We start from the raw sequence: 13,132 nt of genomic DNA, 5'->3' as shown, positions 1-13,132 counted from the left end.
GACATTTGATAGATGCAGGTTGTTATTATGGAGAAGTCCACTGCCGGTCTGCGGGTAAAGCGCCCGATTCCTTTTGTTAGCGTGATTTGCCCGACGTGGGAGCGCAGCGCGTTTCTGCCTTACTTGCTGTATATGTTTCAATATCAGGATCACCCGGCCGATCGCCGCGAACTGATTATTCTCGATGATTCCGCCATCAGCCAGCAGCCGCTGATCGACAGCCTGCTGGCGCGCGATCCTTCGGCGAATGTGCGTTATATCCATCATCCAGAGCGCCTGAAGCTGGGCAAAAAACGTAATATGCTCAATGAATTAGCTCAGGGTGAGTACATTCTGTGTATGGATGATGATGACTATTATCCGCCGGATAAAATCTCTTGGACCGTCGCCGCCATGCAGCAGTGCGGCGCGCTAATTTCCGGCTCGGACCGCATTAATATCTGGTACAGCCATCTCAATCGCATTTTTAAATCTCACAGCTTTGGCAAGAAGCATCTGCTGAACGGCACCTTCTGTTATCACCGTAACTACCTGAAAAACCATCGTTATGACGATGAAGTCGAAATGGGAGAAGAGACATCTTTCCTCAATAATTTCAGCGTGCCGGTGCTGCAACTTAGTGAAGAGAAAACCATCCTCTGCGTGTCGCACAGTAATAACACCTTCGATAAAAACTTTATTCTGCCGAGCAGTGAAGCCGTGTCGGCCAAGCTGGAAGATATCGTCAGCGACCCAATGCTGCGCAACCATTTTCTCAGCCTGCACAACGCCACGGCCAGTAAACCGGTGCAGTGGCAAGCTATCGATCAGGTTTTAGTGATCAATCTTGATAGCCGCCCGGATCGCTGGCAGGCGATGCAGCAAGAGCTGGCCGCGCTGCAGGTGCCCCCAGAGAAGATTCGCCGTATCAACGCCACGCCCGATGCCTGCGGGCAGCGCGGTCGGAGCCTGTCGCACCTCGCCGCGCTGACTTTAGCCCAGCAGCATGGCTGGAAGAATTATGTCCTGATGGAAGACGACGTGCGCTGCGTGAAACAGGCGCTGACCGTGGACGCCGTTAATCGTCTGATGGGCGCTATGCAGCGCCTGCCGTGGGAAGTGGTGCTGTTTGGCAGCCATATTCGCACCGCCGCGCCGCTCGGCAGTCTGCCAGGCGTATGGAAGGTCAATCAGGCGCAAGAAGCCTGCATGTACGCCGTCAATCAGCCCTATTTTGCTGATTTTCAACGCCTGTTGAGCGAAAGCCTTGAGGGGCTGACGCGCACCGGCGACGTGGAACGATTTACTTTCGACCACTATTGGAACGGCGAAATGGCGCAGTGCAAATGGCTGGCGCTGTCACCGGGCTTTGCCTGGCAGGCGCCGGGCTATAGCGATATTGCCCGTCAGGAAACCGACAGCGTGTCGCACTATTTCAGCAAAATTATGCGTCCCGCCAGCCAGCCCGATTTTCACGTCAATGTGCCACAGGGTGAGGATCCGCTGGCGAACACTGTCGCTTTCTATATGGAAACGGCCTTCCACTATTCGGTTTATGAGAAGGTGATCGACGCACTGGTCGCTCGCGGCCAGCCCTGTCATTTGATGATTGCCGACAGCATTCAGCCCGCCTTCGTCAAAGAGATGACCCAGTTTCTGGATAATCTGGCCCGGCCCGATGTCAACGTCAGTCTGGTTTCTGTGGTGCGAAAATCCGGCCTACAGTATGGCTGCGTGGTCAGCCCTTACCATACGCCGCTGATTGCCGGACTTGGCCTGCGCAACGCGCGAATGATTTACGGACTGGCAAAAGACAACTGGGGACATGCCTGGTGGAACGTGTTTTATGACCGGATTTACTGTTACGGCGAACACACCCGCAGCCGCCTGAACCTGTTGAATACCTGTGAAACCGTCGGCAATCCGCGCTTCGACGACTGGTATCAAGGCAGGGTGGACACCTCGGTCCTCAACTTCCTTAAACTCGACGGCAAAAAACCTACCCTGCTCTATGCGCCAACCTTTGGTCCGCTGAGTTCCCTTCCCCACTGGTCGGAAGCGTTAAGCCGCTTACAGAGAGAATTCAATCTGGTAGTGAAGTTGCATCACGGCACCTGTAGCAAACAGGAGGAAGCCGCCGCGCTGAAGCAGGCAAAATCCCTGTTCCGCAAATGCGTCAGTGACGCCAATTTAAACCTCCCCCTGCTTCATCGGGCGGATTATGTGCTGAGCGACAATAGCGGTTTTATTTTCGACGCCGTTCAGGCTGGGAAAAAAACTGTGCTGCTGCGATCTCCGGCACAGGTTCAAAAGCTGCAAGAGCCACATTCCCTGTCAAACTCGCAAAGCGCCGAGCAGCAGATCCAACAGTTGCTGCCGGTCGCTGATGACATCAGCGATCTGCGCCGTGCCCTTGATCCCCACTTTGATTGGCACCAACACGACACGGGGCTTGAACGCATTCGCCACCACTACTGCGATAGTTTTCAAGACGGCCAGGCCGGAGAGCGCATCGCCCACAGCCTGCAAACCCTGATGAGTGAACCCGTCGGCGCCGCGCTGGCAGAAAACCATTTCCTGCGCAGCCTGCGGGAGAAGATGTTTGGTTGATTTAATCATACGGCTGTCAGCCGTACACGTTGACATCAGGTTCAGCCGCGCTTAAATTATAAGCATACGGCCATTAGCCGTATTGAATGTTAATTTGCCCGCCGTTAAGGGCGGGATAATGAGGTCGTTATGCCTAAAGCAGCTACTCTCTCCAATGAAGTTCGTAGCGTTAAAAATGCTCGGGTTGAGTTGAAAACGAGCGCGGATATTAAAGATCTTCTCAGGGAAGCCGCAGCAGCGGCGGGTTTGGATTTGAGCGCATTTATCTTAAATGCCGCCATGGAACGCGCAGAAACCGTACTCGACAACCAAAGAAGTCGACAACTTTCCGCACAAAGTTGGCAAGAAGTGAATCAGCTTCTTTCTGAACCAGCAGCACCAACATTGGCCTTACAAGCCTTGATGCGGAGAAAAAATAGCAATGGCCAAAGCGCAAAATGAAACCAGTAGTGCCATAGTTTGTGGGTATCAGGCGGATATTATCTATCCGGGCAATAAGCTTTTTGATTGCGGCAACGCAGTCATTAACGCCTATGTGCGTAATTCGCTAAAGAAGAGCGTCAAGGAAGGGAACTGCGCGGCCAAGGCGCTGATTGACGCTGAAACCGGCGAGCTGTTGGGCGTTTGCACTTTTTCCGCCTACTCGCTGCAAAAAAGTAAAGTGACGGGAGTTATTGCCGGTTCACACCCCAATGATATTGGCGTAGTTCGCCTGATTATGTTGGGTGTCGCCGCCAAAGAGCAAAACAAAGGCTATGGGCAAGATCTGTTGCTGGCCTTCTTTGAGCAGGTGAAGGTCATCCATCAAGCTTTACCGATAAAGGGGGTGTATCTAGATGCCGCACCCGAAGCGGTTAATTTTTATATCCGCCTCGGCTTCGTTGCGCTCAATGAACCGGCTAACACATTCGGCGCAGTACCGATGTTTCTCGCTATCCAGCACATCCTCGCCGCGTAATGACAAAACCCGCCCTCAGGGCGGGCCTATTTCACTTCACTGACGCCATCTCCCTTTCAATCCCCGCCGCCAACGTGGCACAGGCTTCATGAACAGGCGTTGGGAAAATATCCTCCAGCAATGCCTGCCGGGCGGCTTGTTTATGATCCTTTTGCAGCGCGGTGTTGAGGGTGGTTTCTAATGTTTCCAGCGTGAAGGGATAACTGAAATCATGCTGGCCGGGCAATAACGAGTAATCTGGCTCGAAGTTTTGATGCTCACCAGGCTGAAGATCCAACGTCATTACCGGTTTTCCCGTCAGCATGAAATCGAACATGATCGAAGAGTAATCCGTGATCAACAGATCAAATCTCTTCATATGCGGATAGATATCCACCCCGGCCGGAAGCGTATGTAAATGGGGGATTTTCCGCTGATCATTGATATTTTGATAGACATACAGCGGGTGCGGTTTCAGCCATAAATCAACGTCCTTCGCCACGGCCCAACTGAGTATTTTTATCAAGAATTCAGGGGACGAAAGCAGAGTGGCTTTGCCACGCTGCCAGGTCGGGACAATCAGCACTTTCGGGCGCTTGCGATTAATCGCCTGGGCCAGCACGCCTTTAAGCTCCGCGCCGATCAACTCGTGGCTGCGGGCTTTACGCAGCAAGACTTCATTGCGCGGGAAGCCGGCACGCAGCATCTGTTTATTGCCAAATACCTGCTGCCAGAAACCATCGAGTTTTGGCGAAGTGCTGAGTACCGCGTTAGCGCGGGTGGCACAGTAAAAGGGAATACGCAGCGAGACGTCGGCCACGCCCAAATGAGGAATCAACTGCATCAGCAACCGCTTAACTGAAATGCCGTGCCAAAGCTGGATCTGCTTCGCGCCGTGCAGACAGGCAAACAGCGGCAAGTTGCGCAGTAAACTCTGTGAAGGATTGACGCAAAACACCGCCACCGCGGCGTGCAGCAGCAGGTCAGCACTCTGGTTAAAATCCTCTCCCAAATAATGGCAAGGCAACTTGTTTTGCTGCAAAAGATCAATCACCCCCCTCTCCGCCGAGCACCAGATCACCTCAATATGCGGACAGTTCTCCAACATATACAAATAGAGATATTTACTATTATCACTAAAACTTTCGCGACCAAAAAACAGCACCCGGCGTTTTTTTGGCACTTGGCACGACAGCGACTCAAGAGAATGAACGGCTTCAGAAATCTGCTCAGGGGAAATAAAATTTTGCATACTCAGACTCTTATGATAACGAGGGGCGGATCGCCCTCGAGGAAGATTCACATCGACTTAACCACCTCAATAATCGATGTGGTTGAAATTGAAGGTGTGCGTGGCAGGTAAACCACCTCACACAGCGTGGAAAAAGAGTCAAAATGCCCCTTCCAGTCATCACCCATCACTAGAACATTCGCGCCATATTTGCTGATGTATTCGGCTTTAAGCGCCAGCGATTGTTCGAGGAACACGCCGTCTACCGCCTTGAGACCGCCGATGATCGCCATGCGTTCCTGTTGCGAGTAAACCGGCATCCGCCCTTTTTTACTGATGTTCATAATGTCGGAAGACACACCGACGATCAGCTTGTCACCCAACTCGCGTGCGCGAGTGATAATGCTTAAATGGCCGACGTGAAACACATCAAAAGTGCCGAAGGTAATAATGGTTTTCATGGTCCTTCCTATTTGGACTGTCGCTGGCGAAGCCAGCACTGGGTCGCGATGCCATCTAATTCTTTCTGCTGGCGGGTATCCTGTTCCTGCTGCCAGAGGTTCTGCTTTTCCTCCATCACCAGCGACAGGGTTTTCTCTTTACATGCCTCAGCGACCAGCTCCCGTTGCAGGCTTTTGGCTTTGATCGCCGCCATAGCCTGCTCTTGGGTTTGCCAGTCGATAACGCGGCGAATATTTTTCTTATAACTCACCTTGTTTTTCAGCGCCTCGGGGCTGGTGAGCTGGGGATTGAGGCTGATTTTCTGCGTCAGAAGATTCAAGGTTTTGATATTGGTTTCGTAGCGTTGGCAGAGCTGTTTCTGAGTCGCCAGACGGCTGGTCAGCTGGTCCACGCCCTGTTGACGGATCTGGCGCAGACGCTGGAGGGTATCAATGATCTCTTTCATCCGATGTCATCCTTAATGCCAGCTTTAAGCCGGCGGGTTCATCTCAGTCAGGCGGCTGATGGTTAAAGCCAGAGGCGCGGGCTCGGTCACTTCCTGACGTAAAAAACCTTCAATGTAGGGGAACATTTTCACCGCGCGATCGGCGTTGGGATCGGCACCCAGCACGTAACCCCCTAACGGAATCAAGGGCTTGATTTCCATATAGCTGGCGTAGTTTTGCTTTAAAAAACGCGCGGCCCGCTGATGCTCGGGCTGAGTCACCTGTGTCATACAGCGGCTGATGGAGGCGCAAATATCGATCGCCGGATAGTGCCCGGCTTCCGCCAGCTTGCGGGTCAGCACAATGTGGCCGTCGAGCACCGCACGGGCGCAGTCCACTATCGGGTCCTGCTGGTCATCCCCTTCGGCCAGCACGGTATAAATCGCCGTCATCGAGCCAGAGCTACTGCTATTGCCCGCGCTTTCGACTAATTTAGGAATGATGCCGAAGGCCGAAGGCGGATAGCCTTTAGTGGCCGGAGGTTCGCCCAGTGACAGCGCAATTTCGCGCTGAGCCATGGCGTAACGGGTCAGTGAATCCACCAGTAGCAGCACGTCTTTGCCCTGATCGCGATACCACGCCGCGATGGCGTGGCACAACTCGGTGGCCTTTAAACGCATTAAGGGGGATTCGTCTGCCGGGGCCGCCACCACAATGGATTTCTTCAGCCCGGCCGGGCCAAGGGAGTGTTCGATAAACTCTTTCACTTCGCGCCCGCGTTCGCCAATCAGCCCCACGACTACCACTTCGGCGGCGGTTTCGCGGGTGATCATGCCGAGCAGCACGCTTTTGCCGACTCCGCTCCCCGCCATCAGCCCTACGCGCTGGCCCTTGCCGATGGTCAGCAGGCCATTGATGGCTTTGACGCCGACATCCAACGGCTGGCTCACCGACTGGCGAGTCAGGGGATTAATAGAGCGCGGCTGGATATCGAGCACCTGAGTGCCGCTCAGTTTCCCCAACCCGTCGATGGGCTCTCCCAGCCCATTTACCACCCGCCCAAGCCAACCTTCGCCGATCACGATTTCGCGCGGCTTATTCTCCGGGAACACACGGGCACCGGCCGTCAGGCCGATTAAAGGTTTAAAGGGCATTAGGTAGGTCACTTCCCTATTGAAACCCACAACTTGTGCATCAATTAGCTGGTGATCGCCGGCTTCGATTCGGCACAGCTGGCCCGTCGCCAGCTGGCAGCCGACGCACTCGAGCAAAATGCCGTTGGCGCGGATCAGCCGCCCGGCAACGCGAGCCAGACTAATGGACTCAATTGAGCGCAGCGCTTCATCCAGCGAAGTCAGTTCACTCATCTTTCGCCGCCGGTAATAAACTCTCTTTAAGTACCGAAATACACTGATCGAGACGATGTTCACAGCCAACATCGACTTCCGATAATTCTGTCACGACGCGGCATTCGCCCATCTCCAGCTCGGCCATAGGTTGCAAGCCCCACTCCTCCACTTTCTCGGGCGAGACGTCTTTAATTCGCTGGAACTCCGTAGGATTAAGGAACACGCTGAGGGACGTGGGCGGTGTCGCCATGCCCCCCAGCGCCTCTTCGACTAACGCCAGCAGCTGGCTGGGTTGCAGCGCCAGTTCGCAGCGAATCACCTGACGGGTGACTTTCTCCACCAGTTGCAATAACTCTTCGCGCTGGCGAATTTGGTAGTGCGCCAGATAGTCATTGGCCTCGTGGGCAATGGCATCCAGAGGAGAGCTAGCTTGACTAAACTGGCGGCGCCCCTCGGCTTGCCCGGTCAGCGAACCTTCGGCAAAACCGTCGCGATACCCCTGGTCATGGCCCTGAGCGCGCCCCTCTTCCAGACCTTCCACCCGTCCCTGCTCCATGCCCTGCGCGAAGCCTTTATCCAAGCCCTCTTTAAAACCGTCCATCAACTGTTGCTGATAGTCTTTGTTTGGCGACTGGGCGCCGCGCAAACCCCGGCTGCGCAGCGGCGGGAACTGGTGCAGCCGATAGCGGCCTTTTAGTGTCGTCAGCGGCTCCTGATTTTTATTCATCATCAATCCGCCATCTGCTCAGAGAACAGTTGCAGCTGAATTTCACCGGCATCGGCTAATTCACGCGCCACGCCCATGATCTCTTTGCGCACCTGTTCGATGCGACTCATCGGCACAGGTCCCAGGCGACCCGACGCAGCCTCAAGCTGCTGCGCCTGACGTTTCGGCATCACGCCAAAGATAGCTTTGCGCAACGCTGGCTCGGTGCCTTTCAGCGCCACCGCCCAGTCGTCAAGCGGCACGGCATCAAGCAATTTGACGCGAACCTCTTCGCTCTGGCGGCTGATGATAAAGAAGTCATACATTTCGTCCTGCAAGGCTTCGAGTACCGTCTCATCGCGGGCGCGAAGCTGATCCAAAATCTGCTGCTGATTGCCCTGATAGCGGTTGACGATATCCGCCGCCTGCTTGATACCTTTGACCTTCGAGCCGTGCTCGGAGAGCACCGAAAGGCCGCGTTCAATCAGCCTTTCCAGCTCGTCAACCACGTCGCGATTGACGTCATCGAGCTTGGCGATGCGATAGAGAATTTCGTCCTGCTGGCCGTCTGACATAAAGGACATCACGGTGGAAGCAATGTCCGGGGGCAGGAAGGCCAGAAACACCGACTGCAACTGCAGATGCTCTTCGGAGATAAGCACCGCAATCTGCCGAGGGTCGACCCATTGCAATCGCGCCATGCGATAGCGGATCTCATCGCCGTAGATACCGTTGATCACGCTGCTGGCTATCTCACCGCCCAAGGCTTTGTTGAGGATGTTTTGCAGCAGCATGCGCGACCCGCCGTTGATCCCGCTCTGCTCGCGGTAATCATTAAAGAAGTTGTTGATCACCTGCCGGGCCTGCACCAGACGCACCCCCGAGAGTCGCGCCATGTTTTCGCTCAGGCGCACTACCTCTTCGCGGCTCAGTTTCTGCATCACGGTGGCGGCGGCTTCTTCACCAATGCACAGCAGCAGAATCGCGGCCTGCTCGAGGTAGTTTTTCGGCGTGCTGTTTTTGTTATTTGGGCTGGTTTCGCTCATTGCTGCCTATCCATTGTTTGAAGACATCCACCACGCGATCGGTATCGCTGATGGCCAGTTTTTGCAGGAATTCAATCTTGGTTTCCAGGCCCGAACTCATGGCCGGAAGGTTGTCCTCTCCGGGGAAGGAAGGCAGGTCGAGACCTTTGCGCTCTTCGCTGGCGCCGCTGGCATCCACCTGAAGCACCTGCTGGTCGAGGCTATCGTCTGGCACCGCCACCGCCACAGGTTTGCTGTTGACCGTCGCCAGACGCTTGGCGAGAGGTTTACCCACCAGCAACAGAGCTAACAGCACCAACAGGCCGCTGCCAATCAGCTCCACCCATGACATCAAGTCGGGGTTTTGCCACCATTTCAGCGGAGCCGGCGGCGTGACTTTGGCGGGAGCAATAAACTGCATCATGCTGAGGGAGAGCACGTCACCGCGCTGCGCATCAATTCCGGCGGCGTTTTTCAACACCTCCTGCAATTGGGCTTTTTGGTCATCTTTCCACTCTTTCACCGCGCTCTGGTTAAGCACCACCGCGACGCTGAGACGTTTGATTTCAAAACCTGGATGCTTAACGTGGCTGATCACCGTGTTGTAGTGATAGACCTTGGTGGTATCCATGTGGCTATTGCGTGCGCTTTGGTCTTTTTTGTCGACTGGCGCGGCTGGCGTATTTGCCGCGGCGGCTGCCGGTGGGCGGTTGCTCAGTGAGCCGGGAATACCCATCGCCACGCTGTCCAGCGTGTCATCACTCTGCACATGCTCATTAGTGACCTTAGGATCGCCTTGGTAATTCTCACGCGTCTCTTCGATGTCACTCATATCCAGCTCAGGCATGATGCTGATGCGGTAATTTTTCTCGCCCACCAGCGGCGTCAGCACGTTGGCTAAGGCCTGATGCGTCTGATCCTGCAGGGTCGAGAGCATCGAGTTACGCTTCTTGCCGCCCGTGGCTGCCACGCCGCTCACGCTGTCGGAAAGCAGATTCCCCGCCTGATCGACCAGACTGACATGCTCCGGTTTTAGCGACGGCACGCTGGTCGCCACCAAATGCACAATGGCGTTAATTTGGTCGTCAGCAAGCTGGGTTCCGGCGCGCAGTTTGACCATAATCGAGGCACTATTTTCTGGCCCGGCATTGACCACAAAAGAGCTGGATTCGTTGATAGCCAGCTGCACCCGCGCTTCTTCCACGCCGTCGAGGGACATGATGGTTTGCTCCAACTCCCCTTCCAGACTGCGTTTGTAACGAACGTTTTGAACAAATTGGCTGCTACCAAGCAGCTCGTCTTTGTCCATCAGCTCATAGCCGGCGGGTTGAATCGACTGCACGCCTTTGGCCGACAGTGTCATTCGCGCGCGGGAGACATCGGAAGAGGGCACCAAAATGCGGCCATCGGAGGGGCTAATGCGATAGCTGATTTTTTCTGCGTCGAGCACTTCCAGCGCTTTAGCTACCGGGATCTTCTCCTGAGAGCCAAACAGCGCGGTGTAATCTTGCCCACCGATCCACATCCAGGCGACGATACCGCCAGTGGCAAGCACCGCGACCAGCGCCAGAACCAGCAAACTTTTTTTATCACCGGGAGTGCCCTTCAATGCCGGGATCCGGCCTTTTAAACGTTCAAACACGCTGAACTCTCTTATGGCGGATTAGATGGAAAGGCCCATGATTTCTTCAACGCCCGAGGCCACTTTGTTGCGTACCTGAACCAGTGCGGAGAAGGAGATGCTGGCTTTTTGGCTGGCGAGCATGGTCCCCACCAGATCATCACTGGTGCCCATGTTCATCGCAGTCTGCTTATCGGAAGCCTCTTGCTGAATGTTGTTAACCGTGCCCAATGCCTGCGACATTACCCGTTTGAATGATAAATCCGACGATTCGCCGTTATGGGCTATCGCCATGCTATCCGCAGCGGAGGTGTTCGCCGCGCCGCTCATGCGCTGCATCTCTTGCATCATTTGCCGTTGGACAGGTGCAAAACCCGCCCATTTAATCTGTTCCATCGGAAAACCTTTGGCCGGTCTGCCCGGCGGAAAATTAGAAATAGACGTCAGTATCGATACCGGACTCACGCATGGCGGCCAGACGGTAGCGCAGTGCGCGAGTGGTAATGCCGAGCGAGGCGGCGATTTGCGATTTATTGCCCTGATACTTCTTCATCAGGTCAGCAATATGCAGATGCTGAGCACGCTTGCCGGTGCGCAGCAGCGTAGCTTCGGCGTCGCAGTCCACGCCGGGGTGCTCAATCAGCATGCTGTTAGCGCGCTGGCGGGCGAATTCCATCTCGTCAAAACCGAGATTCTGCGTGGTGATCACCTCGCTGGTGCTCATGATCATGCCGCGCTGAATTACGTTCTCCAGCTCGCGCACGTTGCCCGGCCAGAGGTAGTTAAGTAGCGCCGTTTTCGCCGCTTCGGAAAGTGTCAGGTTGGCGCGGATAGCGCGGGAGTATTTCGTAATGAATGACCAGGCCAACGGCATGATGTCTTCGCGGCGCTCACGCAGCGGTGGGATGTTAATAGGCACAACGGAAAGGCGGTAATAGAGGTCTTCACGAAAGCGACCAGCGGCCACTTCTTCCTGTAAATTCTTATTGGTGCAGGCAATCAGGCGGAAATTAAGTTTGATGCGTTTATTACTGCCAAGGCGTTCCACCTCGTGCTCTTGTAAAACACGCAATAGCTTGGCTTGTAATAAAAGCGGCATATCACCGATTTCATCGAGTAACAGCGTGCCGCCGTTAGCCATTTCAAACTTACCTGCGACGCTATTTATTGCGCCGGTAAATGCGCCTTTCTCATAACCAAACAATGTAGATTCCAGCATAGCTTCGGGAATAGCCGCACAGTTAACCCCAATATAAGGATGCTGGTCTTCATTAAAGGCATTCTGATGAATATATTTCGCCACGCACTCTTTACCTGTTCCTGTTTCCCCGCAGATAAGTACCGGGACATTAAAACTGGCAACGCGCTCGGCTAGAGAAAATACATTAGCACTGGCTGGCGTGTTTATTACGAAATTGGCGTCATTATTTGTCATCGGATTTTCTCACTTTTGCGATGTGGAAATCAGGAAATCAGATTGACTTAGGAAACACTTATTGACGTTAAACATTGTGCCCGTCAATCAATCTGCGCAAATGATTACACACATTTAATGAGAAATTTATTAATAAGACATTATTTAGATCTTAAACCAATTAAAACAACAACATACCATTAAATCCAGCAGCAACTCCGGGTTTAACGCCTTATTTAATAATTTTTTAATAACTTTTTAATAAGGCAACTCGCATTGTTTTATTCACCCACTCAATGTTTAATGAAGCCATTCAAAAATAAAGAGCAACGTCTGGGTGCATACAGAAACAAAGCGACCTCAACGGCAAGCTTCTTTAATAGGCATTGAAAATTACTTTCAATATAAATGACGCCACTGATTATCCATCATCGCTAACAGGGTAAGTGACCAGTCCATGAGTGCGAGAAATCCACGTAGCAAGGTAAAGGTTGTTAAATACAGCCAGACACCAAACATATTTAAACTGGAAGGGAATAAGCTCGGCAGACCTTATCATCGTTTGCCAAAAGCTTTCCTGCTTCATTTTGATGTTACCGATGCCAAGCTGAACACTTATTTCCTCAGAAAGTTCCGCGTTAATGCCACGCTCGGTGCCTTTAACTTTGCTATGGATAAAGAAGAAAAACATGCGGAAATTATTATTTCGCAATTTGGCATGATCGGCTTTGATGTTGACCGTGACTTATTATCCTGCATATTAAATGATTATTACGGTTTGGCTCGCCCGGAAGACATTGGCGAAGAACCACAAGATGGCGAAAAGTCCGCCCTTTTCCCGCTCAGCCGCACTGAAGAGCGCCTGAAATCGAAACTGGCGCTGGATATCGTGCGACTCATTATTCATCCCGGCATGATGGGCACCCAGTTGGAGTTGAAACCCGACCTGTCGGCGGTAAACAGCCAGTGGTCATATAAAGTGAGTTTCAGCCTCAACGGCTATCCGTCAGGCCAGTTTCATATTTACCTCGACCATCATCATGCTGACCTGCTGCTGGCGGAAATACGCCGCAAAATGTCGCGCAGCCAGCCTACTGCCCATGAAGAAAACAAGGCCGCCCGCTCGATAAAGCTGCTGGTCGACACCCTTCCGCTTGAGCTAAACGCTCGCGTCGCTCAATTACAGATGATGGTGGCGCAGCTCGCCGCCATTAAGCCCGGCGATATTTTGCCCGTTTCTTTAGCGCAGAAATTTCCGGTGTTTGTCGGTAAACAGCAGCTCTTCAACGCGCTGATTGTCGAAGACCGAACTCGTTTGTATTTAACTGAGATCGTAGAAAATATCACCGAGGATAAAGCCTTATGAGTAAAAA

13 protein-coding genes are annotated in these 13,132 nt (G+C 53.4%); 4 read left to right on the top strand and 9 right to left on the bottom strand.

All coding sequences use genetic code 11. The annotated features are described in order from the left end of the window. Positions 1 to 27: 27 nt before the first annotated feature. The 3 genes from ACT3RR_RS00875 (at position 28) to ACT3RR_RS00865 (ending at position 3,547) form a co-directional block, all read left to right on the top strand. Positions 28 to 2,589 (top strand): glycosyltransferase, encoded by a 2,562-nt coding sequence (locus ACT3RR_RS00875; RefSeq protein ID WP_353501283.1) that lies wholly within the window; start codon positions 28 to 30, stop codon positions 2,587 to 2,589. 129 nt (positions 2,590 to 2,718) lie between these two features. Continuing rightward, positions 2,719 to 3,030 carry a type II toxin-antitoxin system TacA family antitoxin gene (locus ACT3RR_RS00870; protein WP_353501282.1) on the top strand — a complete coding sequence of 104 codons (312 nt, stop codon included), beginning with the start codon at positions 2,719 to 2,721 and terminating at the stop codon, positions 3,028 to 3,030. Then, entirely contained in the window at positions 3,011 to 3,547 is a 537-nt protein-coding gene (locus ACT3RR_RS00865) for a GNAT family N-acetyltransferase (RefSeq protein ID WP_496199563.1), read from the top strand. The genes ACT3RR_RS00870 and ACT3RR_RS00865 overlap by 20 nt, the downstream gene beginning before the upstream one ends. 31 nt (positions 3,548 to 3,578) lie before the next feature. Here the strand turns inward: ACT3RR_RS00865 and ACT3RR_RS00860 are convergent, their stop codons facing one another. Genes ACT3RR_RS00860 through ACT3RR_RS00820 form a run of 9 tightly spaced genes read right to left on the bottom strand, consistent with a single transcriptional unit; the run spans position 3,579 to position 11,780 of the window. After that, on the bottom strand, positions 3,579 to 4,778 hold the full coding sequence (locus ACT3RR_RS00860) for a CDP-glycerol glycerophosphotransferase family protein (protein ID WP_496199562.1): 1,200 nt from the start codon (positions 4,776 to 4,778) through the stop codon (positions 3,579 to 3,581). A 47-nt stretch (positions 4,779 to 4,825) separates the two neighbouring features. Then, positions 4,826 to 5,218: an FAD synthase family protein gene (locus ACT3RR_RS00855; protein WP_353501279.1), complete on the bottom strand. Its 393-nt coding sequence runs from the start codon at positions 5,216 to 5,218 to the stop codon at positions 4,826 to 4,828. A gap of 8 nt (positions 5,219 to 5,226) precedes the next feature. After that, positions 5,227 to 5,664 carry a flagellar export protein FliJ gene (fliJ, locus tag ACT3RR_RS00850; protein ID WP_496199561.1) on the bottom strand — a complete coding sequence of 146 codons (438 nt, stop codon included), beginning with the start codon at positions 5,662 to 5,664 and terminating at the stop codon, positions 5,227 to 5,229. Positions 5,665 to 5,688: 24 nt separating this feature from the next. Continuing rightward, entirely contained in the window at positions 5,689 to 7,011 is a 1,323-nt protein-coding gene (gene fliI / locus ACT3RR_RS00845) for a flagellar protein export ATPase FliI (protein WP_496199560.1), read from the bottom strand. Beyond that, positions 7,004 to 7,723, bottom strand: a complete 720-nt coding sequence (gene fliH / locus ACT3RR_RS00840) for a flagellar assembly protein FliH (protein ID WP_353501276.1) — start codon at positions 7,721 to 7,723, stop codon at positions 7,004 to 7,006. Before fliH ends, fliI begins: the two co-directional genes overlap by 8 nt. Further along, on the bottom strand, positions 7,723 to 8,745 hold the full coding sequence (locus tag ACT3RR_RS00835; protein ID WP_353501275.1) for a flagellar motor switch protein FliG: 1,023 nt from the start codon (positions 8,743 to 8,745) through the stop codon (positions 7,723 to 7,725). The genes fliH and ACT3RR_RS00835 overlap by 1 nt, the downstream gene beginning before the upstream one ends. After that, a complete protein-coding gene (gene fliF, locus ACT3RR_RS00830; protein WP_353501274.1) occupies positions 8,723 to 10,366 on the bottom strand; it encodes a flagellar basal-body MS-ring/collar protein FliF in 1,644 nt (547 codons plus the stop codon). Before fliF ends, ACT3RR_RS00835 begins: the two co-directional genes overlap by 23 nt. Positions 10,367 to 10,387: 21 nt before the next feature. After that, positions 10,388 to 10,741, bottom strand: a complete 354-nt coding sequence (locus ACT3RR_RS00825; protein WP_353501273.1) for a flagellar hook-basal body complex protein FliE — start codon at positions 10,739 to 10,741, stop codon at positions 10,388 to 10,390. 34 nt (positions 10,742 to 10,775) lie between these two features. Then, positions 10,776 to 11,780, bottom strand: coding sequence for a sigma-54 interaction domain-containing protein (locus ACT3RR_RS00820; RefSeq protein ID WP_353501272.1), 1,005 nt, complete (start codon positions 11,778 to 11,780; stop codon positions 10,776 to 10,778). Between the two features lie 436 nt (positions 11,781 to 12,216). Between ACT3RR_RS00820 and ACT3RR_RS00815 the strand changes: the two genes are divergently transcribed. Then, positions 12,217 to 13,125: a FliM/FliN family flagellar motor switch protein gene (locus ACT3RR_RS00815; protein ID WP_353501271.1), complete on the top strand. Its 909-nt coding sequence runs from the start codon at positions 12,217 to 12,219 to the stop codon at positions 13,123 to 13,125. Positions 13,126 to 13,132 lie beyond the last annotated feature (7 nt).

The sequence above is a fragment of the Ewingella sp. AOP8-B2-18 genome, from assembly GCF_052376015.1.
Classification (GTDB): domain Bacteria; phylum Pseudomonadota; class Gammaproteobacteria; order Enterobacterales; family Enterobacteriaceae; genus Ewingella; species Ewingella allii.
This window is presented reverse-complemented; position numbering and strand designations above follow the sequence as displayed.

Bases quoted from the DNA above. Each gene is read 5' to 3' on its own strand.
- ACT3RR_RS00875 (WP_353501283.1), top strand. From the start codon at position 28: ATGGAGAAGTCCACTGCCGGTCTGCGGGTAAAGCGCCCGATTCCTTTT.
- ACT3RR_RS00870 (WP_353501282.1), top strand. From the start codon at position 2,719: ATGCCTAAAGCAGCTACTCTCTCCAATGAAGTTCGTAGCGTTAAAAAT.
- ACT3RR_RS00865 (WP_496199563.1), top strand. From the start codon at position 3,011: ATGGCCAAAGCGCAAAATGAAACCAGTAGTGCCATAGTTTGTGGGTAT.
- ACT3RR_RS00860 (WP_496199562.1), bottom strand. From the start codon at position 4,778: ATGCAAAATTTTATTTCCCCTGAGCAGATTTCTGAAGCCGTTCATTCT.
- ACT3RR_RS00855 (WP_353501279.1), bottom strand. From the start codon at position 5,218: ATGAAAACCATTATTACCTTCGGCACTTTTGATGTGTTTCACGTCGGC.
- fliJ (WP_496199561.1), bottom strand. From the start codon at position 5,664: ATGAAAGAGATCATTGATACCCTCCAGCGTCTGCGCCAGATCCGTCAA.
- fliI (WP_496199560.1), bottom strand. From the start codon at position 7,011: ATGAGTGAACTGACTTCGCTGGATGAAGCGCTGCGCTCAATTGAGTCC.
- fliH (WP_353501276.1), bottom strand. From the start codon at position 7,723: ATGATGAATAAAAATCAGGAGCCGCTGACGACACTAAAAGGCCGCTAT.
- ACT3RR_RS00835 (WP_353501275.1), bottom strand. From the start codon at position 8,745: ATGAGCGAAACCAGCCCAAATAACAAAAACAGCACGCCGAAAAACTAC.
- ACT3RR_RS00825 (WP_353501273.1), bottom strand. From the start codon at position 10,741: ATGGAACAGATTAAATGGGCGGGTTTTGCACCTGTCCAACGGCAAATG.
- ACT3RR_RS00820 (WP_353501272.1), bottom strand. From the start codon at position 11,780: ATGACAAATAATGACGCCAATTTCGTAATAAACACGCCAGCCAGTGCT.
- ACT3RR_RS00815 (WP_353501271.1), top strand. From the start codon at position 12,217: ATGAGTGCGAGAAATCCACGTAGCAAGGTAAAGGTTGTTAAATACAGC.